Origin of the sequence: Nocardioides agariphilus (assembly GCF_015352445.1) — a bacterium.
Taxonomy (GTDB): Bacteria; Actinomycetota; Actinomycetes; order Propionibacteriales; family Nocardioidaceae; genus Nocardioides; species Nocardioides agariphilus.
Map to the genome: position 1 here is coordinate 95,911 of NZ_JADKPO010000010.1, position 19,328 is coordinate 115,238.

16 protein-coding genes are annotated in these 19,328 nt (G+C 70.9%); 10 read left to right on the plus strand and 6 right to left on the minus strand.

What is annotated here, in order from left to right:
* Positions 1-106: 106 nt before the first annotated feature.
* The 8 genes from ISU10_RS09425 (at position 107) to ISU10_RS09460 (ending at position 12,475) form a co-directional block, all read left to right on the plus strand.
* Complete coding sequence (locus tag ISU10_RS09425) at positions 107-1,723, plus strand: amino acid permease (RefSeq protein WP_194696127.1); 1,617 nt, start codon at positions 107-109, stop codon at positions 1,721-1,723.
* On the plus strand, positions 1,720-2,658 hold the full coding sequence (locus tag ISU10_RS09430) for a choline kinase family protein (protein ID WP_194696128.1): 939 nt from the start codon (positions 1,720-1,722) through the stop codon (positions 2,656-2,658). The genes ISU10_RS09425 and ISU10_RS09430 overlap by 4 nt, the downstream gene beginning before the upstream one ends.
* Entirely contained in the window at positions 2,651-5,110 is a 2,460-nt protein-coding gene (locus tag ISU10_RS09435; RefSeq protein WP_194696129.1) for a GcvT family protein, read from the plus strand. Before ISU10_RS09430 ends, ISU10_RS09435 begins: the two co-directional genes overlap by 8 nt.
* A 94-nt stretch (positions 5,111-5,204) precedes the next feature.
* Positions 5,205-6,521, plus strand: coding sequence for an SWIM zinc finger family protein (locus ISU10_RS09440; protein ID WP_194696130.1), 1,317 nt, complete (start codon positions 5,205-5,207; stop codon positions 6,519-6,521).
* Positions 6,518-7,924, plus strand: coding sequence for a DUF5691 domain-containing protein (locus ISU10_RS09445; RefSeq protein WP_194696131.1), 1,407 nt, complete (start codon positions 6,518-6,520; stop codon positions 7,922-7,924). Before ISU10_RS09440 ends, ISU10_RS09445 begins: the two co-directional genes overlap by 4 nt.
* Positions 7,921-9,024 (plus strand): ATP-binding protein, encoded by a 1,104-nt coding sequence (locus ISU10_RS09450; RefSeq protein ID WP_194696132.1) that lies wholly within the window; start codon positions 7,921-7,923, stop codon positions 9,022-9,024. The genes ISU10_RS09445 and ISU10_RS09450 overlap by 4 nt, the downstream gene beginning before the upstream one ends.
* Positions 9,025-9,027: 3 nt before the next feature.
* Positions 9,028-11,298: a DUF5682 family protein gene (locus ISU10_RS09455; RefSeq protein ID WP_194696133.1), complete on the plus strand. Its 2,271-nt coding sequence runs from the start codon at positions 9,028-9,030 to the stop codon at positions 11,296-11,298.
* Complete coding sequence (locus ISU10_RS09460; protein WP_194696134.1) at positions 11,291-12,475, plus strand: VWA domain-containing protein; 1,185 nt, start codon at positions 11,291-11,293, stop codon at positions 12,473-12,475. Before ISU10_RS09455 ends, ISU10_RS09460 begins: the two co-directional genes overlap by 8 nt.
* 325 nt (positions 12,476-12,800) lie before the next feature.
* Here ISU10_RS09460 and ISU10_RS09465 read toward each other — a convergent pair whose 3' ends face one another.
* From ISU10_RS09465 to ISU10_RS09480, 4 genes are read right to left on the minus strand one after another with little or no spacing between them, the layout of a single operon-like run.
* Entirely contained in the window at positions 12,801-13,772 is a 972-nt protein-coding gene (locus ISU10_RS09465; protein WP_194696135.1) for an ABC transporter ATP-binding protein, read from the minus strand.
* On the minus strand, positions 13,772-14,593 hold the full coding sequence (locus ISU10_RS09470; protein WP_370865057.1) for an ABC transporter permease: 822 nt from the start codon (positions 14,591-14,593) through the stop codon (positions 13,772-13,774). Before ISU10_RS09470 ends, ISU10_RS09465 begins: the two co-directional genes overlap by 1 nt.
* Positions 14,586-15,389, minus strand: coding sequence for an ABC transporter permease (locus ISU10_RS09475; RefSeq protein WP_370865059.1), 804 nt, complete (start codon positions 15,387-15,389; stop codon positions 14,586-14,588). Before ISU10_RS09475 ends, ISU10_RS09470 begins: the two co-directional genes overlap by 8 nt.
* Positions 15,390-15,398: 9 nt before the next feature.
* Entirely contained in the window at positions 15,399-15,926 is a 528-nt protein-coding gene (locus tag ISU10_RS09480) for a YbhB/YbcL family Raf kinase inhibitor-like protein (protein WP_194696136.1), read from the minus strand.
* A gap of 69 nt (positions 15,927-15,995) precedes the next feature.
* Here ISU10_RS09480 and cobA point away from each other — a divergent pair, with 69 nt between their 5' ends.
* Positions 15,996-17,240, plus strand: coding sequence for a uroporphyrinogen-III C-methyltransferase (gene cobA / locus ISU10_RS09485; RefSeq protein ID WP_194696137.1), 1,245 nt, complete (start codon positions 15,996-15,998; stop codon positions 17,238-17,240).
* Positions 17,233-18,036 (plus strand): TrmH family RNA methyltransferase, encoded by an 804-nt coding sequence (locus ISU10_RS09490; RefSeq protein ID WP_194696138.1) that lies wholly within the window; start codon positions 17,233-17,235, stop codon positions 18,034-18,036. Before cobA ends, ISU10_RS09490 begins: the two co-directional genes overlap by 8 nt.
* Here the strand turns inward: ISU10_RS09490 and ISU10_RS09495 are convergent.
* Both ISU10_RS09495 and def read right to left on the minus strand, forming a co-directional pair.
* Entirely contained in the window at positions 18,020-18,544 is a 525-nt protein-coding gene (locus ISU10_RS09495; protein ID WP_194696139.1) for a GNAT family N-acetyltransferase, read from the minus strand. The genes ISU10_RS09490 and ISU10_RS09495 overlap by 17 nt on opposite strands.
* Before the next feature lie 160 nt (positions 18,545-18,704).
* Positions 18,705-19,292 (minus strand): peptide deformylase, encoded by a 588-nt coding sequence (def, locus tag ISU10_RS09500; protein ID WP_194696140.1) that lies wholly within the window; start codon positions 19,290-19,292, stop codon positions 18,705-18,707.
* Positions 19,293-19,328 lie beyond the last annotated feature (36 nt).

Consider the following 19,328-nt stretch of genomic DNA (forward strand, 5'->3'; position numbering starts at 1 on the left):
ACCAATTCGCCGGAACTTGCCCGGGGATCTTCACAAGCAGAGGACCGCAGGTCTAGCCTCCCAACGTCTCGGTCCGTCCGTCTTGTGCGCGCAGAGAAGGTGCCCGATGCCAGAAGCCCACGAACCGCTCGATCACCCGGATGCCCGGGTGCTGACCGAGGACGAGAAACACCTCGCCAAGCTCGGCTACAGCCAGGACCTGCACCGCTCGTGGTCAGGATTCTCCAACTTCGCGATCTCGTTCTCGATCATCTCGATCCTCGCCGGCTGCTTCACCAACTTCGGGGCCGGATTCAACAACGGCGGCCCGATCTCGATCTCGTGGTCGTGGCCGATCCTCGGTGTCTTCATCCTGATCATCGGGTTCACCATGTCCGAGCTCGTCTCGGCCTACCCGACATCCGGTGGCATCTACTGGTGGGCGGCCAAGCTGGGCGGGCCCCGTGCCGGCTTCTTCACCGGATGGCTGAACCTCATCGGCCTGATCGCGGTGACCGCCGGTGTGTCCTACGGCTGCGCGACATTCATCGACCTCACCATCAGCACCTGGTCGACCGGCTGGGCCGACGGCTACTCACTGCAGCGGGTCTTCTGGATCTTCCTGCTGGTGCTCGCCGGCGCCGCCGTGCTGAACATCTTCAGCAGCCACCTGATGGCGATCATGAACAACGTCTCGGTGTGGTGGCACGTCGTCGGCGCGAGCGTCATCGTGCTGATCCTGATCTTCATCCCCGACCAGCACCAGTCGTTCAGCTACGTCTTCACCGAGCGCTTCAACAACTCGGGATTCAGCGACGGCGCAACGAACAACTTCGCGTTCTGGTTCGCGATCGTGCCCTTCGGCTTCCTGCTGACCCAGTACACGATCACCGGGTTCGACGCCTCGGCCCACCTGTCCGAGGAGACCGCGTCGGCGTCCAAGGCCGCGGCCAAGGGCATCTGGCGCTCGATCCTCTACTCCGTGGTCGGCGGCTACATCCTGCTGCTCTGCGTGGTCTTCGCGATCCCGAACGACGGCAGCGGGAACCCGGACAACGCCGGAGTCGGTGCGGGCGGCGTGGCGTACATCTTCAACACCGCGATGGGCACCAACTGGGGCGGCTTCGTGCTGTTCATCTCGGCGTCGGCGCAGTTCTTCTGCGCGACCTCGTGCATGACGTCGGCCTCGCGGATGACCTACGCCTTCAGCCGGGACGGGGCCATCCCGGGCTCGAAGCGGTGGGCGGCGCTGAACGCCAACCGCACGCCGGCCAACGCGGTGATGTTCGTGGCCGTCTGGGCGGCGATCGTGACCCTGCCGGCGCTCATCGAGGTGAACATCGGCACCGCGGACGCACCGCTGATCATCCCGATCGCGTTCTACGCCGTCACCTCGATCGCGGTGATCGGCCTCTACCTGGCCTTCGCGATCCCGATCTGGCTGCGCTTCACCCACGGCGAGAAGTTCGAGGTCGGCTCGTGGAACAACGGGGCCAAGTACAGGTGGATGAACCCCATCGCGGTGGCCGAGATCATCATCGTCTCCCTCTACCTGATGATGCCGTTCGTGCCCGGAGCGGTGCCGTTCAGCGACGACTTCTCGTGGAAGTTCGTCAACTACGCCCCGATCGTCACCGTCGGTGCCCTGATCGCACTGGTCATCTGGTGGAACGTCTCTGCCAAGAACTGGTTCACCGGTCCCAAGCAGACGGTCGACCAGGCCGTCCTCGACTCGATCGAGTGACGGACGACGTCGAGAGCCTGCTCGACCAGGTCCCCGTCCTGGCAGGTCCGCGCACCGTCGTGGACCTGCCGGGCGGGCTGACCAACCGGAACGTGCGCGTGACGACGAGTACAGGGGACTACGTCGTCAGGCTCACCCAGAGCGACGCCGGGCTCCTCGGCATCGACCGCGACGCAGAGCATGCGAACACCCGGTCGGCCGCGGAGGCCGGCGTCGGCGCGCAGGTCGTGGACTACCGGCCTGACCTGGGCATGCTGGTCATCACGTTCCTGCCGGGGGGCGCGCTGACCAACGAGACGATCTGCGGACCCGGCGTCATCGCCCGGGCGGCCGATGCGATCCGTCGTCTCCAGGCAGGGCCGAGGTTCGTCAACGACTTCGACATGTTCACGCGGCAGGCCGGGTACCTGGCGCTGGTGCGCCAGCACGGGTTCGCGCTGCCGGACGAGTACGACGCGTTCGCGCCGCAGTGGGATCGCGTACGCCGCGCGCTCGCCGCACGTCCCGCGGTCACGGTGCCCTGCAACAACGACCTGCTCGCCGGCAACTACATCGACGACGGTGAGCAGGTGTGGCTCATCGACTACGAGTACTCCGGCAACAACGACCCCGCCTTCGAGCTCGGCAACACGGCTACCGAGTGCGACCTTGCGCGCGAGCAGATCGACGAGCTGGTCGCCGCCTGGGCAGGGGAGGATCCCGATCCCGCGCTGCGCGCCCGGGTCGACGCGCAGTCGCTGTGCTCGGAGTACGGCTGGGCGCTGTGGGGCTTCATCCAGTCGGCTACCAGCCCTCTCGACTTCGACTTCCACGGCTGGGGCATGGAGAGGTTCGAGAAGGCCGCGCGCCGGTTCACCAGCGACGGCTTCGAAGTCCTGCTCGACAGGGTGGCCGAACCCTCGCCGGTCGAGCTTGTCGAGGCCTCTGATGAGTGAGGGCTCGACCGGCCTCGCGGACCGCGCGCAGGTCGTGATCATCGGCGGCGGGGTGATCGGCTGCTCGACGGCCTACCACCTGGCCAAGCTCGGCTGGACCGACGTCGTGCTGCTGGAGCAGGGCACCTTGTCGTGCGGCACGACCTGGCATGCCGCCGGCCTGGTGGGGCTGCTGCGTGCCAGCGAGAGTGGCACCAAGCTGGTGCAGTACTCGACCGAGCTCTATGCAGGACTCGAGGCCGAGACGGGACTCTCGACCGGGTACCGGCAGTGCGGCGGCCTGATCGTGGCGCGCACCGAGGACCGGATGGTGCAGCTGAGGCGCACGGTCGCGACTGCTGCTGCCTTCGACCTGGAAGCCGAGATGCTCACGCCCGAGCAGGCCCAGGAGAAGTGGCCGGCCATCGCGATCGACGACCTGCGGGGCGCGATCTGGCTTCCCCAGGACGGCCGGGCGAACCCGACCGACCTGACCCTCGCCCTGGCCAAGGGAGCCCGGTCGGCCGGGGTGCGTATCCGCGAGCACGTGCGCGTGCTTGGCGTCGACATCGAGGAGACCGCCCGTGGGCGTCGGGTGACTGGCGTGCGCACCGACGCCGGCGACATCCGGGCGGACGTCGTCGTCAACTGCGCGGGCCAGTGGGCCAAGGCGCTGGGCGACCAGGTCGGTGTGACCGTGCCGCTGCACTCAGCCGAGCACTTCTACGTCGTCACCGACCAGGTCGACGGCGTGCATCCGGACCTGCCGATCCTGCGCGACCCCGACGGCTACATCTACGTCAAGGAGGAGGTGGGCGGGCTCGTCGTGGGCGGGTTCGAGCCCGTCGCCAAGCCGTGGGTGTCCCCTTCGCAGATCCCGTACCCCTTCGAGTTCCAGCTGCTGGAGGAGGACTGGGAGCACTTCTCGGTGCTGATGGACTCGGCCCTCGAGCGGATCCCGGCCCTCGAGCACACCGGCGTCCGGAAGTTCTACAACGGACCCGAGAGCTTCACGCCCGACAACCAGTTCCTGCTCGGTGAGGCGCCCGGCCTGCGCGGGTACTTCGTCGGGGCAGGCTTCAACTCCGTCGGCATCGCGAGCGCAGGCGGTGCCGGTCGCGCCCTCGCCGAGTGGATCGTCGAGGGCGCCCCGTCGATGGACCTGACGAGCGTCGACGTACGCCGCTTCTCGCCGTACGCCTCCGACGAGACCTGGCTGCGGAGCCGGGTCGCTGAGATCCTCGGCCTCCACTACGCCGTGCCGTGGCCCAACCGCGAGCCCGAGACCGCACGCGACGTGCGGCTCTCCCCGCTCCACGAGCGGACCACCGCCGCGGGGGCGACCTTCGGCACGCGGAACGGCTGGGAGCGACCGCTCTACTTCGGCCCGCCGCTCGACTACAGCTGGTCGAAGCCGGCGTGGGTCGAGCAGAGCAACGCCGAGCAGGTCGCCTGCCGCACGGCTGTCGCGGTCTTCGACCAGACCTCGTTCAGCAAGTACGCCGTCAGCGGCGCAGGCGCGTTGAGCACGCTCCAGCGGATCTGCGCGAACGACGTGGACGTGGCTGTGGGCCAGGCCGTCTACACACCATGGCTCAACGAGAGGGGCAGTTACGAGTCGGACGTGACGGTGACCAGGACAGCGGACGACGAGTTCCTGGTCGTCTCGAGTGCCGCGACGACCGTCCGCGACCTGGCGTGGCTCGAGGAGCACGTCGAGGACGGCGCCGAGGTGCATGTCGACGACCTGTCGGGTGACTTCGCCGTGCTGGGCGTGATGGGTCCGCGCTCCCGTGAGCTGCTGGGCCGACTCACCGACGCAGACCTCTCGGAGGACGGGTTCGGCTTCGCGACGAGCCAGACGTTCCGTCTCGCCGGCGCCCGGGTCCGCGGTACGCGGATGACCTATGTCGGCGAGCTCGGCTGGGAGCTGCTGGTCCGCAACGACGACGCGGTGGGGGTGTACGACGCGCTGCACCAGCACGGCGCCGCGCTCGGGCTCGCCGATGCGGGCTACTCGGCCATCGAGTCGCTGCGTCTGGAGAAGGGATTCCGCGCCTTCGGCCGGGAGCTGACCCCCGACTACACGCCGATCGAGGCCGGGCTGCTGTTCGCCACGGGTCTCGACAGGCTCGACCGGCACGGACGCCCCCAGGACTTCTTGGGCCGCGCGGCCCTGGAGGAGCGCCGCGAGCGCCTCCGCCGGCCCGGTCCACGGCGCCGCCTCGTCTCGTTCGTCGTCGCGGACCCGGAGGCCATGCTGTGGGGCGGCGAGCTGGTGCTCCGCCACGGCGAGCCGGTCGGCCAGGTCACCAGCGCGGCGTACGGCGCCACCGTCGGCTCCTGCGTCGGCCTGGCCTACCTCCGCCGCGACGAGCCCGTCACCGCCTCCTGGCTCGCCGAAGGCGGCTTCGAGGTCGACCTCGCGGGCGTACGTCTGCCCATCTCCGCGACCCTCAAGGCGCCGCTCTAGCGGTGTACTCCCGTGCAGTTGACGGGTCAAAGTCGCCGAGAGACCCGTCAAACGCACGGGAGTACGCCGGCAGGGATGTTTGGATAGGGCCGCGATGGCCCGCTGGACCGAGGCGCAGGTGACGAAGGTCGCGCCGGACGACTCCTCGATGACGGCTGCCCGCAAGCTGCTCAACCCGGCACTGTGGTCGGAGACCGGGAGCACGGACATCCTGGTGTGGGGCAAGTGCCAGGGGAGCGGCAAGTCGCCCTACCAGGTCAGCGTGGACCTCGCCGGGCCCGCATACCGGTGCTCGTGCCCCAGCAGGAAGTTCCCGTGCAAGCACGCGCTGGCGCTGCTGCTGCTGTGGGTCAGGGGCTCGGGTGACGTCGCCGAGGTCGGCAAGGCGGCCGGGTTCGCACAGGAGTGGGTCGAAGAGCGCGCTGCCCGCGCCGAGCGCACCGAGACCCGCAAGGCGAGCGAGGAGAGATCCCCCGACCCGGTGGCCCGGGCCAAGCGCCTCGACGAGCGACTTGCCCTGATGACCGCCGGGCTCGACGACTTCGGACGCTGGCTGCTCGACCTCGTCCGGGCAGGGACGGCGGCAGCGAGGCAGCAGCCCTACTCCTGGTGGGACACGGCTGCCGCGCGCCTGGTCGACGCCCAGCTGCCCGGGCTGGCGCAGCAGGTGCGCGACATGGGCTCGGAGGTGCACCGTCGCGGCGACTGGGCAGACCACCTGCTGGCCGCCTGTGGACGGTGGTGGACCGCCACCCGGGCCTGGACGATCCGCGACTCGCTCGATGCCGACGCGATGGCCGACCTCCGCGCCTACCTCGGGTGGGCGCAGCCGACGGCGGAGGTGAGGGCGGCCGACAGCCTCTCGGGCACCTTCTTGGTCCTCGGCGGGCACCGCACCGACGATGGCAGGCTCCGCCAGCAGCGCACCTGGCTGCGCGACGAGGCGAGTGGAGAGCTGCTGGTGGTACTCGACTTCGCGGCCGGGCCGACCCCGATGGCGACGCCCCAGCTGGCGGGCACCGTCGTGTCGGCAACGGTCAGTCGATACCCGGGCACGACGCCGCGTCGGGCCCTGTTCGCCGAGGACCCCGTCGTGACCAGGTCCGACTCAGTGCTGCCTGACCCGGTTGCCGTCCAGGCAGCCCAGGCGTCGCGTGCCGAGCGGCTGGCCGGCACGCCGTGGATCGACCATGTCCCCGTCGTCCTGGCGGACATCGCTGCGATGGCCGGGGACCGGCCCTGCGTCGTCGACCGCACCGGACACCGACTCGACCTGGTGGACGACGACACCTCGCTCTGGCCGCTCCTCGCGATCACCGGCGGCCACCCGGCAGACGTTTTCGGGGAGCTGTCGGGCGGGCGGTTCCGGCCGCTGACCTTGCGCGTCGACGACCGGCTGGTCGCCTTGTGAGCGCGCCGGGCGTCGAGCAGTGGTGGGAGACCGTGCGCGCGGCCGCCCTGGTCGGCACCGCGCGCCGGGAGGTCCCCGCCCTCCCCGCCGAGCTGGCAGCCTTCTCCGCTCCTCGCACCGGCCGTGAGCAGGGCCTGCTCGAGGCCGCCGCCCTGGGTGACGCCGTACGCCGCGCGGGTGCGGTGGCGGTGCACGAACCGGAGGTGGACGAGCCCGCGCCGGAGGAGACCTTGGCGCCCGCCCCGTCGCCGGCTGTGCAGATCCTGGAGCTGCTGCTGACGCAGGTGCCTGTGGGTGCTGCCGCGCGTGACCTGCTGCTGGTCCACTGGCTCGAAGCGGCTGCGAAGGTCGACCGGGTGGTGCCCCCACGCCTGCTGCCCGCGCTCTTGGAGGTGGGCGGTGCCCGCCCGTCGGCCGTACGTCTCGCCATCGCCGGGGCCGTGGGGGAGCGCGGTGCCTGGCTGGCCGTGCGGAACCCGGACTGGCGGTGGCTGGGGGCCGGGCCGGAGCGGCGGGAGGGACCCGACGGCATTCGGGCTCGTATCGCCGAGACCTGGGACACCGACGGTGCGCAGGACCGCGCGGCTGCCGTCTCTCGACTGGTCGTCGGGCTCGGACCCGACGACGAGCCGTTCTTGGAACGGTGCCTCGACGACCGGGCCAAGGCGGTGCGGGAGGAGGCCCAGCGACTGCTTGACCGGCTGCCCGGGTCTGCCCGTGCTGCGCGGATGGGTGAGCGGCTTCGCCCCCTGCTGACGTACTCCGGAGGTCTGCGCAAGCGCCTCGACATCCTCCTGCCTGACGATCCCGACCCTGCGGCGGTCCGCGACGGACTCGTGGAGCTGCGCGGGCAGGGGTCGAAGCGCGCCCGCTGGCGCGACCAGGTCGTCAGGGGTGCCCCCTTGAGTGTGTGGACCGAGATCGTGGGAGGCGGCCCGGCCAAGGTCGTCTCGCTGCTCAAGGGCTTCGAGGAGTCGCTCGTGATCGCCTTGAGCGATGCTGCGGCCGGTCGCGGCAACGTCGAGTGGGCGCGGGCACTGCTCGACCTCCGGCACGACACGCGGCTGATGGCGGTGCTGCCCGAGGTCGAGCGCGACGAGCGGATGGCGGCTCGCCTGGGCCACAGGTCGCTGGTGACGACGGCGCACGAGGTCCAGCAGCTGCCGCGGCCATGGGGCCCGCGCACGAGCAGCGCGGTGCTCGCCGCCATGGGTCGCGAGAAGGACGCAGGCCATGCCGTCCGGATGCTCCGCGACACCCTGCCGGTCGCGCTCCACCCCGACTCGATGCCGGCCGTCGAGCGCACCATGAAGCAGGGTGACGACAGGCAGCTGCACACCGCCCTGCGCGACGTGCTCCAGTACCACTCCCTCCACCGATCGATCAGCGAGGCCCTCCGATGAGCGACCCGTCCACCGCGACCAGCCCCGACGTACTCCGGGCGCATGCGGAGCAGCAGTACGCCGCCGAGCTGGCCGCACTCGACGTCGCTGACGACCGGCCGCGTCCGCCCAGCTGGCGGCTGTCCCCGTGGGCGGTGTCGCTCTACGTGCTCGGCGGACAGCTGCCCGACGGCACGGCCATCGAGCCGAAGTACATCGGGTCGCGCCGGCTCGTCGAGATCGCGATCGCGACGCTCGCCACCGACCGTGCACTGCTCCTGCTCGGGGTGCCGGGTACGGCCAAGACCTGGTTGGGCGAGCACCTCGCTGCCGCCATCAGCGGGTCCTCGACCCTGGTCGTGCAGGGCACGGCCGGCACCGCCGAGGAGGCGCTCCGCTACGGGTGGAACTACGCGCGCCTGCTGGCCGATGGCCCCAGCCGTGCGGCGATGGTGCCGAGCCCGGTGATGCGCGCGATGGAGACCGGCGCGCTGGTCCGGGTCGAGGAGCTGACCCGCATCCCCGCCGACGTGCAGGACGCGCTGATCTCCATCCTCTCCGAGAAGAGCCTGTCGGTTCCCGAGCTCGACGAGCAGGTCCAGGCCAAGCCCGGCTTCAACGTGATCGCCACCGCCAACAACCGCGACAAGGGCGTCAACGAGCTCTCGTCCGCCCTGCGGCGGCGCGTCAACACCGTCGTGCTGCCGCTGCCGGACACGTTGGAGGAGGAGGTCGAGATCGTGCGCGGCCGGGTCTCGGCGATCGGCGCGAGCCTGTCGCTGCCCCCTGATCTCGAGTCGCTCTCCGAGGTGCAGCGAGTGGTGCAGGTCTTCCGCGAGCTGCGCAGCGGTGTCACGACCGACCGGCGCACCACCGTCAAGTCGCCCACCGCGACGTTGTCGACTGCCGAGGCGATCTCGGTGCTGACCAACGGCGTGGCACTGGCCGCCCACTTCGGGGACGGCACGGTCCGGGCCGCCGATGTGGCCGCAGGGCTGCTCGGGGCAGTCGTGAAGGACCCCGTGCAGGACCGCATCGTCTGGCAGGAGTACCTCGAGACGGTGGTCCGCGACCGGCGCGAGTGGAACGACCTCTACCGGGCGTGCCGCGAGCTCGGCTGACCCATGCCCGTCCAGCAGTCGGTGTGGCCACTCGGCATCCGCCATCACGGGCCCGGCTCGGCCCGGTCGGTGGCGCACGCGCTCGACGAGCTGGGTCCTGACCTGGTGCTCGTGGAGGGGGCACCCGAGCTGGACCAGGTCGTCGGCCTGCTCGGCGACCCGGAGATGCGACCGCCCGTCGCGGGGCTGGTGTACGCCGTCGACGAGCCGAGGCGCTCGCTGTTCTACCCGCTGGCCTCCTTCTCGCCCGAGTGGGTCGCGGTGCGCTGGGCGCTGGCGCACGACGTACCGGTCCGGTTCGCCGACCTGCCGGTGACCCACCAGCTCGCTGATCCGCCCGAGGGGGACCAGACCGCACCCGGTCACGGCCCGCGCCCCGACCCGATCGGGCTGCTGGCCGCAGCGGCCGGCTACGACGACCCCGAGCGGTGGTGGGAGGACGCCGTCGAGCACCGCAGCTCGTCCTCGCTCGAGCGCTTCGCTGCAGTGAGCGAGGCGATGGCCGCCGTGCGTGAGACCGATGACCGACCGCCCGACGACGGCGACGTGGTCGAGAACGCCCGGCGCGAGGCCGCGATGCGTCGCGCCGTACGCACGGCACTCAAGGAGGGCTTCGAGCGGGTCGCCTTCGTGTGCGGGGCCTACCATGCGCCGGCGCTCGACCCCGCGACGTACCCTCCCGTGGCCCGCGACACCGACCTGCTCAAGAACCTGCCACGCACCAAGGTCGCCGCGACCTGGGCGCCGTGGACCTCCGGACGGCTGGCGCTGAGCAGCGGGTACGGCGCCGGGGTGACCTCACCAGGCTGGTACCAGCATCTCTTCGACCACTGGAGCCGTGACGAGGACCCCGGATCGCCCGACGACTCCCTGGCGACGACCTGGCTGGTGCGGGTCGCGCGCGAGCTACGCGGCCAGCAGCTCGACGCGTCGACCGCATCGATCGTCGAGGCATCGCGGCTGGCCACGACCCTGGCGGCCGTCCGCGGTCGGCCCTCGGTGGGACTCTCCGAGCTCGATGACGCCGCGGAGTCCGTGTTGTGCGAGGGGTCGCGTGTGCCCCTGCGACTGGTCCACGACTCGCTGGTCGTCGGACACGAGCTGGGCGCCGTCCCCGACGGGGCGCCGATGGTGCCGCTGGCCGCTGACCTGGCGCGCCAGCAGCGCTCCGTCCGCCTCAAGCCCGAGGCCAGCAGCCAGATGGTGGTGCTCGACCTGCGTCGACCCGGCCAGCTCGCGCGCTCGGTGCTGCTGCACCGGCTGCGATTGCTCGGGGTCGACTGGGGGGCGGGGGCCGATGCCGGCGGCACGACCGGCACGTTCAAGGAGGCCTGGGACCTCGAGTGGAGGCCGGAGCTGGCCGTGTCGGTGATCGAGGCGGGGCTGTACGGCACGACCATCCAGAGTGCTGCGTCGGCCAAGGTCGCCGAGCAGGCGGAGAGGTCCGAGGACCTGGCCACATTGGCCCGGCTGGTCGGAGCCTGCCTGGTGGCCGATCTGCCCGATGGTCTGGTGCCGGTCGTCGCGAGCCTCGAGGAGCGCACGGCTCAGCAGCACGACGTGCTCGCGATGCTCAACGCGGTCGAGCCGCTGGCTCGCACGATCCGCTACGGCGACGTGCGCGGCGTAGACGTCGCCGGAGTGGCGTCGGTGCTCAGGGCGCTGGTCGTGCGAGCCGCAGTTGGCCTGCCCGCAGCCTGCAACGCGCTCGACGACGACGCCGCGAGCGCCGTACGCACGGGCATCGAGGGCGCCGACCGCGGGGTGTCGCTGCTCGACGACGAGCAGCTGCGAGAGCGCTGGACCGCGGGGCTGGTGGCGGTGGCCGCGCGCGACGGTGTGCACGGCTCGGTCGCCGGCCGGGTCGACCGCCTGCTGCTCGACGCCGGTCGCCTCGACCAGTCAGATGCAGCGGCGCGGATGAGCCGAAGGCTCTCCGTCGGCGCCCCTGCCGCCGACGGCGCGGCGTGGCTGGACGGGTTCCTCGCCGGCGAGTCCGTGCTGCTGATCCACGACCCGGCGCTGCTGCCGATCGTCGATGCCTGGGTGGCCGGCATCGCCGAGCACGTCTTCGAGGACCTGCTGCCGCTGCTGCGCCGCACGTTCTCGCGCCACCAGCCGCCCGAGCGCCGCTCGATCGCCGAGCAGGTACGCCGCCTCAGTGGCGGCTCGGGTCCGGTTCGAGCAGAGGAGAGCGCCTACGACCTGGAGCTGGCGATGCCGGCCGTCGAGCGCGTCGCTGCCCTGCTGGGGTGGGGGGTGACGCGTGACTGAGGATGCGCGCGAGGACGACGCGTCGCGCGACCGGCTCACCCGCTGGCGGCTGGTGCTCGGCAGCCAGGTCGAGGAGCAGCTCGGGTCGGCGGAGGCGGGCCGCGGCTCGGGCCTCAGCGGTGACGACCAGAAGCGTGATGCCGCGCTCGAGGCGCTCTACGACGGGGAGCGTCGGGCCGGGCTCGGCGGGTCCGCGCCCAGGGTCTCGCGCTGGCTCGGTGACATCCGCGGCTACTTCCCGACCAGCGTGGTGCAGGTGATGCAGGTCGACGCCATGGAGCGGCTCGGGTTGCGACAGCTGCTGCTCGAGCCCGAGATGATGCGGTCGGTGGTGCCCGACGTCGCCATGGTCACGACCCTCGTCGGACTGGGTCGCGCGATCCCCGAGCGGTCGCGTGAGACTGCGCGCCAGGTCGTGCGCGCCGTCACCGACCAGCTCGAGGAGCGACTCCGGTCGCGCACGGTTCAGGCCGTGACCGGCGCGCTCGACCGGTCGGCGCGCACCAGCCGGCCCAAGCTGCGCGACGTGGACTGGCGGCGCACGATCGCGGCCAACCTGCGGCACTACCAGCCCGAGCACCGCACCGTCGTACCCGAGCGGCTCGTCGGGTACGCCCGCCGCACGCATCAGGTCGAGCGCGACATCATCTTGTGCATCGACCAGTCCGGCTCGATGGCCGAGTCGGTGGTGTTCTCCAGCGTGTTCGGAGCGGTGCTCGCCTCGCTGAGGTCGGTGCGCACGCGGCTGGTGGTCTTCGACACCGAGGTGGTCGACCTGACCGACGAGATCGAGGACCCGGTCGACGTGCTGTTCGGGGTGCAGCTCGGGGGAGGTACGGACATCAACCGCGCCCTGGCCTACTGCGAGTCTCTCGTCGAGCGTCCCGCCGACACCGTGCTGGTCCTGATCAGCGACCTGTTCGAGGGCGGCATCGCCGAGGAGATGCTGCGGCGCTCGGCGTCGCTCGCCGACTCCGGCGTGACGATGGTGGCGCTGCTGGCGTTGAGCGACTCCGGACGGCCGGCCTACGACGCCGAGCACGCGGCCGCCCTGGCCGGCATCGGCATCCCCGCGTTCGCCTGCACCCCCGACCTCTTCCCCGACCTGATGGCCGCCGCCATCGAACGCCGCGACATCTCGGCCTGGGCCGCATCAAACGATCTGGTTGTCGGGTGATCGCGGCACGGTGCCATTTGGCTCGCTCCGCTCGCATGTCTGCGTGCTATGACCCTTGGTCTTCCTCCTCCTCACATCGCTTCGCTCGTTCGATCGTCGTGCAGACCAAGGGACGCGCGCAGACGGAACCTGTGGTTACCGTCCGTAGAGCTGCCTGATCACGTGATCTTGGCTCGCTCCGCTCGCATGTCTGCGCGTCGTCGTGCAGACCAAGGGACGCGCGCAGACGGAACCTGTGGTCACCGTCCGCAGAGCTGCCTGATCACGTGATCTTGGCTCGCTCCGCTCGCATGTCTGCGCGCTATGACCCGGACGGATCCATCGCTCACCGCTGATATATCTCTCGGATGACGTCCTCGATGTCGGGTTCTTGGATGGAGAGGTCCGCGACGTCGTACGCCGCGGCGACGGCGGCGACGATCGGTGCGGCACTGGCGTCGGCGGGGAAGGAGAGCCACTGACGCGGGCCCTCGACGCGGCGGGTGACGGCTCCGGGCACGGAGATGGCGGGGGCCTCGTCGACGAGGTCGACGACGAGGGTGCGCGTGGAGCCACCCTGGGTGTGCAGGTCGGCGAGCGGGCCGTCGAAGACCGCGGTGCCGTGGTCGATCACGATCACGCGGTCGCAGAGGGCCTCGATGTCCTGCAGGTCGTGGGTGGTGAGCATCAGGGTGGTCCGCCGCTCGGCGTTGAGGGTGCGCAGGAACTCCCGCAGGCGGCCTTTGCTGATCACGTCGAGCCCGATGGTCGGCTCGTCGAGGAAGAGGATCTCGGGGTCGTGCAGGAGGGCCGCGACGATGTCGCCGCGCATCCGCTGGCCCAGGCTGAGCTGGCGCACGGGGGTGTCGAGCAGGTCGCCGAGGTCGAGCAGCTCGACGTACTCGGCGAGGTTGGCGCGGTGCCGCTCGGGGGAGGTCCGGTAGATCTTCTGCAGCACCGCGAACGAGTCGCGCAGCGGCAGGTCCCACCACAGGGTCGTGCGCTGTCCGAAGACGACGCCGAGGTGCCGGGCCAGCTCGGTGCGCTGCCTGCTGGGGTCCAGGCCGGCGACGCTCAGCGAGCCATCGGTCGGCACCAGGATCCCGGTCAGCATCTTGATGGTCGTCGACTTGCCCGCGCCGTTGGGGCCGATGTAGCCGACCATCTCGCCCACCTCGACCGAGAAGGTCAGGTCGTGCACCGCGACGACCTCGTCGCGCACGCCTCGGAACCGGCTGGTCTTGCGGCGCACCGTGAACGTGCGGTGGAGGTCGCGGACCTGGATCAGGCTGCCGTCGGCCGAGCTCGTCGAGGTCATCAGCTTCCTGTCGAGGTGTAGTGGCGAACGCCGGTCCGCCAGACCAGCAGAGCCAGTGCCATCAGCACCACGGCGGCGAGCGGCGATGCGAACCGCAGCCAGTCCGGGAATCCGTAGGGATCCGGTTTGCCGATCACGTAGAGCGCTGGGTACCAGTTCACGAACGCGAGCGGCACCACGAGCGTCAGCCCGGTCACGACCTCGCGAGGGTAGATGCTCAGCGGGTACTGCGTGACCGCGTTGCCGCCGTAGGTGAAGGCGTTGGCGACCTCGTTGGCGTCGATCGTCCAGAACTGGATGCACGCGAACGCGACGAAGATCGCCAGGTAGATCACCGAGCTGGACGCGATCATCGAGAGCGTCACCAGGACCTTGACCGGCGACCAGGCCACGAAGGTGCAGGCGACGCCGAGCACGACCACGCTCTGCAGGATCCGCGACAGGCGCCGCAGGGCGAACTCGTCGGCGCACACCTGCAGCAGGAGGGGCAACGGCTTGAGGAACATCGCGTCGAGACGGCCCGTGCGGATCAGGTCGCCGAGGCGCTCGACGCGTCCGACGAGCATGTCGGCGAACGCCAGACCGAAGCCGCTGGCGCCGTAGAGGAACGCGATCTCGCGCAGGTTCCACTCACCGAGCGAGTCGACGGTGTGGAACATGATCCAGATCCCGACGAAGTCGAGCCCGCCGACGACGAAGCCGCTGAACGCCATCATCCAGAACGACGCCGGGTAGGCCATGGCGGCCCGCGTCCACATCAGGCCGATGTCGCGGTAGGCGCGCACGTTGGCAGCCGCGGCACCGGCGAGCGTCTCAGCCACCTTGCACCACCACCTTGGCTGTGGCCCGTCGGAGTACGAAGGCACACACCAGCAGCAGTACGCCGGCCCAGGCAGCGCCCAGGACCAGACCTTCGACGGCGTGCCAGCCGCTGCGTTGGCCCAGCCAGATGTCGGCGGGGATCTGGATGAAGGTCGCCCACGGCAGCGTCAGCACCACGTCGCGGGTCCAGCCCGGGAACAGCACGAGCGGGACGGTGAGACCACTGAGGAAGGCGGCGGTGATCCAGGCGACCGTGGCCGGGCCCGAGGAGTCGAGCAGCCAGAACGCCGTGCTGGCCACGAGGAAGCGGATCGCGAAGCTGACCAGCACGGCCAGCGGGAGGCTGACGGCGAACGCCAGCCAAGCGCCGAGGGATCCGGGCCACCGGATGTCGAACAGCAGCGCCCCGAGAAGCGTCGGGCCGATCCCACGGGCCAGCAGGTGGTAGGCGGCCCGGCCCAGGTCCTGCGCGGCGTACCAGCCGATCAGCGGCACCGGACGGTAGAGGTCCAGGGCGACGTCGCCGGTGCGGATCCGGTTGGCGAGGTCGTTGGTGGGCCCACCGCCCCACACCAGGACGGTCATGATCATCGCCTGGCCGAGCCACACGTAGGTGATGGCCTCCTTGACGTCGTACCCGCCGGCATGCGGCTTGAGGCTCCAGAGCTCCTGGTAGACGAAGCACAAGATGATGCCGAAGACGCAGTTGGTGAACATCCCGGCCAGCGTCGCCGCGGTGTAGGTCGAGTAGCGCCGGAAGGCGCGCGTCGCCACCGAGAGGTAGAGGCCGGCCACGGGGGCGCGTCAGTGCCGGTAGGTGCCGTGCACGATGGCGCGGCCCAGCGTCTTGAACGCGAGGTTGAAGGAGACCTGTGCCGGCGTCGCGTCGGCGTCGACACCGAGGGAGTCCTCGCCGACGGCGTGGACGACGAAGTAGTAGCGGTGCACCTGGTCGCCTTGCGGCGGCGCTGCGCCCATGAACGCGTGCTGGCCGCCGTCGTTGCGCAGCATGAACGCGTTGCCCGGCAGGCTCGCGCCCTCGGCGCCAGCCCCCGCCTCGAGTGACGTGATGTCAGCCGGCAGGTCCACCAGCACCCAGTGCCAGAAGCCGCACGGTGTGGGGGCGTCGGGGTCGAAGCAGGTGACGGTGAAGCTCTTGGTGCCCTCAGGTGCATCGCTCCACGACAGGTGGGGCGAGGTGTTGCCCTTGTCGGCGACCTGGTCGTCCTTGAGGGGCGCACCGTCGCTGACGTCGTCGCTGCTGACGGGGAAGGTGCCGACGGTCGGGAGCAGGGGATAGGGGTCTGGGGTGACGGGTCGATCTAGGCTCACCCGGTCAACCTAGTCCGGCGGTTGGTCCCGACGCGCGGGTCCCGCCGACGCATCGGCGACGATAGGCCCGTGGACGCGCATCCCCCGTACCCCTCGGGCCTGAGGCTGACCGGTCGGCGAGTGCTGATGGTCGGTGGCGGGCACGTCGCCCAGCGCCGGGTGCCGGCGCTGCTGGCCTCGGGTGCGGTCGTGACGGTGGTGTCCCCCGAGGTGACGCCGGCCATCGAGGCGCTGGCCGACTCCGGCGAGATCGCCTGGCAGCAGCGCGCGTTCGAGGACTCCGACGTCGACGGCACCTGGTACGTCATCGCGGCGACCGACGACCACGACGCGAACCAAGCGGTGAGCATGGCCTCCGAGTCCCGACGCGTCTTCTGCGTGCGTGCCGACGACGCGACTGCCGCGTCGGCGTGGACGCCTGCGGTCGGGCGGTCCTCCGGGGTGACCGTCGCAGTGCTGAGCAACGAGGAGAGCAACCGCGATCCCCAGCGATCCGCGGCGATCCGCGACGAGATCCTCGAGGGCCTGCGCGAGGGTGCCATCGCGGCGCCCCACCATCGCGACAGGACGCCCGGCGTGGTGCTGGTCGGCGGCGGACCGGGCGACCCGGAGCTGGTGTCGGTGGCGGGCAGGAAGGCCCTCATGCAGGCCGATGTCGTCGTGGCCGACCGCCTAGCGCCACGTGAGCTGCTGGGTGAGCTGCCGTCGACGACCGAGCTGGTCGACGTGGCGAAGATCCCTCGCGGACGCTTCACCGCCCAGGAGGCGATCAACGAGCTGATCGTGGCGCGGGCCCTCGAGGGCAAGCGCGTGGTGCGCTTCAAGGGTGGTGACAGCTTCGTGTTCGGCCGCGGCTACGAGGAGGTGCTGGCCTGTCGCGCGGCCGGGGTGCCGGTGACGGTGGTGCCCGGGCTGACCAGCCCTGTCGCCGTACCCGCCCTGGCCGGCATCCCCATCACCCACCGGGGCATCACCCACGAGTTCACGGTGGTCTCGGGGCACGTGCCGCCGGATCACCACGACTCCCTGGTCGACTACGAGGCAGTCGCGAGGCTGACCGGCACCTTGGTGCTGATGATGGCCGTCGAGAACGCCGCCGCCATCGCCGAGGCGCTGGTCAGGGGTGGCCGCGACACCGCGACCCCGGTGGCCGTCGTGTGCGACGGCTCGATGCCCGCGGAGCGGACCGTGCTCGCCACGCTCGGCACGCTCGGCGAGCAGATCGCGGCCGAACGCGTCCGAGCGCCCGCCATCATCGTCGTCGGCGAGGTGGTGCGGGTGGCCCATCCCGAGTACTTCGCGCCGCATGGCTGACCTGGTCGAGGTCTCCGACCCCACCGACCCGCGGCTGGCCGACTACCGCGACCTGCGCGACGTCAACCTGCGCAAGCACCTCGAGGCCGAGCACGGCCTGTTCCTGGCGGAGGGGGAGAAGGTCGTACGCCGTGCGGTCGAGGCCGGCTTCGCGCCGCGCTCGTTCCTGATGGCACCCCGATGGCTCGACGGACTCGCCGACGTGCTGGCCGCCTCGGACGCCCCCTGCTACGTGGTGAGCGAGGAGCTCGCCGAGCGAGTGACCGGGTTCCACGTGCACCGCGGCGCGCTCGCCTCGCTGCGACGTACGCCGCTGCGTACCGTCGAGGAGGTGCTCGCCGGCGCGCGTTCGGTGCTGGTGCTCGAGGACATCGTCGACCACACCAACGTCGGTGCGATCTTTCGTTCGGGTGCGGCCCTGGGCTTCGACGCCGTGCTGCTCTCGCCACGGTGTGCGGACCCGCTCTACCGGCGCTCGATCAAGGTCGCCATGGGCGCGGTGTTCGCGCTGCCGTGGACCCGCCTGCCGTCCTGGGAGTCCGCCCTCCCGTCGCTGTCGGATGCGGGCTTCACGACCGTCGCGCTGACCCTGGCCCCGGACGCGGTGCCGATCGAGGACGCCGTGGTGGGCCTCGACAAGGTGGCGCTCGTGCTCGGGGGCGAGGGTCATGGCCTGTCGGCGCGCTGGGAGGGTCAGGCCGACCGTCGAGCGATCATCGCGATGACCGCCGGCATCGACTCGCTCAACGTTGCGGCTGCGACCGCAGTCGCCTGCTACGTCACGTCGCGGCGCTGAGCGTCGCGATCTCGAAGATCAGCTCCAGGCCGTCCTCCTCGTCCCACTGCTCGCCGTTGCGCTCGAGCCCGAACGACGCCACCAGGTTGAGCGACGGCTCGTTGTCGGGCGAGATCGAGGCTCGCAGTACGCGCACGGACGGCTCCGCGATCGCCCGGTCGAGCAACGCCTGCATCGCCGCGCGGGCATAGCCGCGGCGTCGGTAGTCGGGGTCCACCGTGTAGCCCACCTCCACCATGCCGTCGGCGTCGGGTGAGCCATGGAAGCCGGCCTTGCCGACCGCCACGCCGAGGTCCTCGTCCCAGATGATCCCGGTGACCCAGGGCTCGTCCTCGGGATGGTCGATGAGCTGCTGGGCCCGGATCCCGAACGTCGACCGGAACGACTCGGTCACGAAGATCGGCCCCAGAGGTACGGGCGAGAGGCGGTTGGCCTCGTCGAGGTCGCCCGCGGCGATGGCCGCGTGGGTCGGCTGCGAGAGATGGACGATGCGGACGCGAGGGCTCACGGGGCCGAGGTTAGGGGGCCCGCGTGACGTCTTCACCTGGGTTTCGCCCGGGTGCTCGGGACTTGTGACCCCGGAGGCCGCCGCTATCCCTTGCTTGGGCGGCCGTGGGGGTCGCCAGTGGCGGAATCCCCGGACATCCGGGGAATCCGACAAGGGCGAGTCACCCCGCCGGCCAGTCCGGCGGGAAGTCGTCGGCGACCTTCTCCTGGGCCTTGGCCAGCTTCTTGCGGGCCTTGGCGGAGATCCGGTCGGCGAACACGGTGCCGTGGGTGTGGTCGGTCTCGTGCTGGAGGCAGCGGGCGAGCAGGCCCTCCCCGTCGAACGTCACGGGCGAGCCGTCGAGGCCCGTGCCGGTGACTCGCGCGGTGGCAGGACGGGCGCAGTCGACGAAGGCCCCAGGGAACGACAGGCAGCCCTCCTCAGCCTCGTCGAGCCGGCGGTCCTTGCCCTCGGGCAAGGTGACCACCGGGTTGCAGACCACCCCGACGGTGCGGTCGCCCGAGTCGTCGGGGCAGTCGAAGACGAACACCCGTAGGTCGACCCCTACCTGGCACGCCGCGAGGCCGACGCCGTCGGCGGCGTACATGGTTGCGGTCATGTCGGCGACGAGCGCACGCAAGGACTCGTCGTAGGCCGTCACGTGGGCCTGCGGTCGGTGCATCACGGGGGTGCCCCACCGGGTCATCGGGCGGACGGTGCCGCCCTCGGGGAGGGGGCCGTACGGCGCGTGGACGACGTCGGAGGCCATGGGCCGCAAGCCTAGGGGAGGGGTGATCGGGTTGTG

Coding starts and splice junctions, on each gene's coding strand:
- ISU10_RS09425 (WP_194696127.1), top strand. CDS start 107: ATGCCAGAAGCCCACGAACCGCTCGATCACCCGGATGCCCGGGTGCTG.
- ISU10_RS09435 (WP_194696129.1), top strand. CDS start 2,651: ATGAGTGAGGGCTCGACCGGCCTCGCGGACCGCGCGCAGGTCGTGATC.
- ISU10_RS09440 (WP_194696130.1), top strand. CDS start 5,205: ATGGCCCGCTGGACCGAGGCGCAGGTGACGAAGGTCGCGCCGGACGAC.
- ISU10_RS09450 (WP_194696132.1), top strand. CDS start 7,921: ATGAGCGACCCGTCCACCGCGACCAGCCCCGACGTACTCCGGGCGCAT.
- ISU10_RS09455 (WP_194696133.1), top strand. CDS start 9,028: ATGCCCGTCCAGCAGTCGGTGTGGCCACTCGGCATCCGCCATCACGGG.
- ISU10_RS09465 (WP_194696135.1), bottom strand. CDS start 13,772: ATGACCTCGACGAGCTCGGCCGACGGCAGCCTGATCCAGGTCCGCGAC.
- ISU10_RS09490 (WP_194696138.1), top strand. CDS start 17,233: ATGGCTGACCTGGTCGAGGTCTCCGACCCCACCGACCCGCGGCTGGCC.
- def (WP_194696140.1), bottom strand. CDS start 19,292: ATGGCCTCCGACGTCGTCCACGCGCCGTACGGCCCCCTCCCCGAGGGC.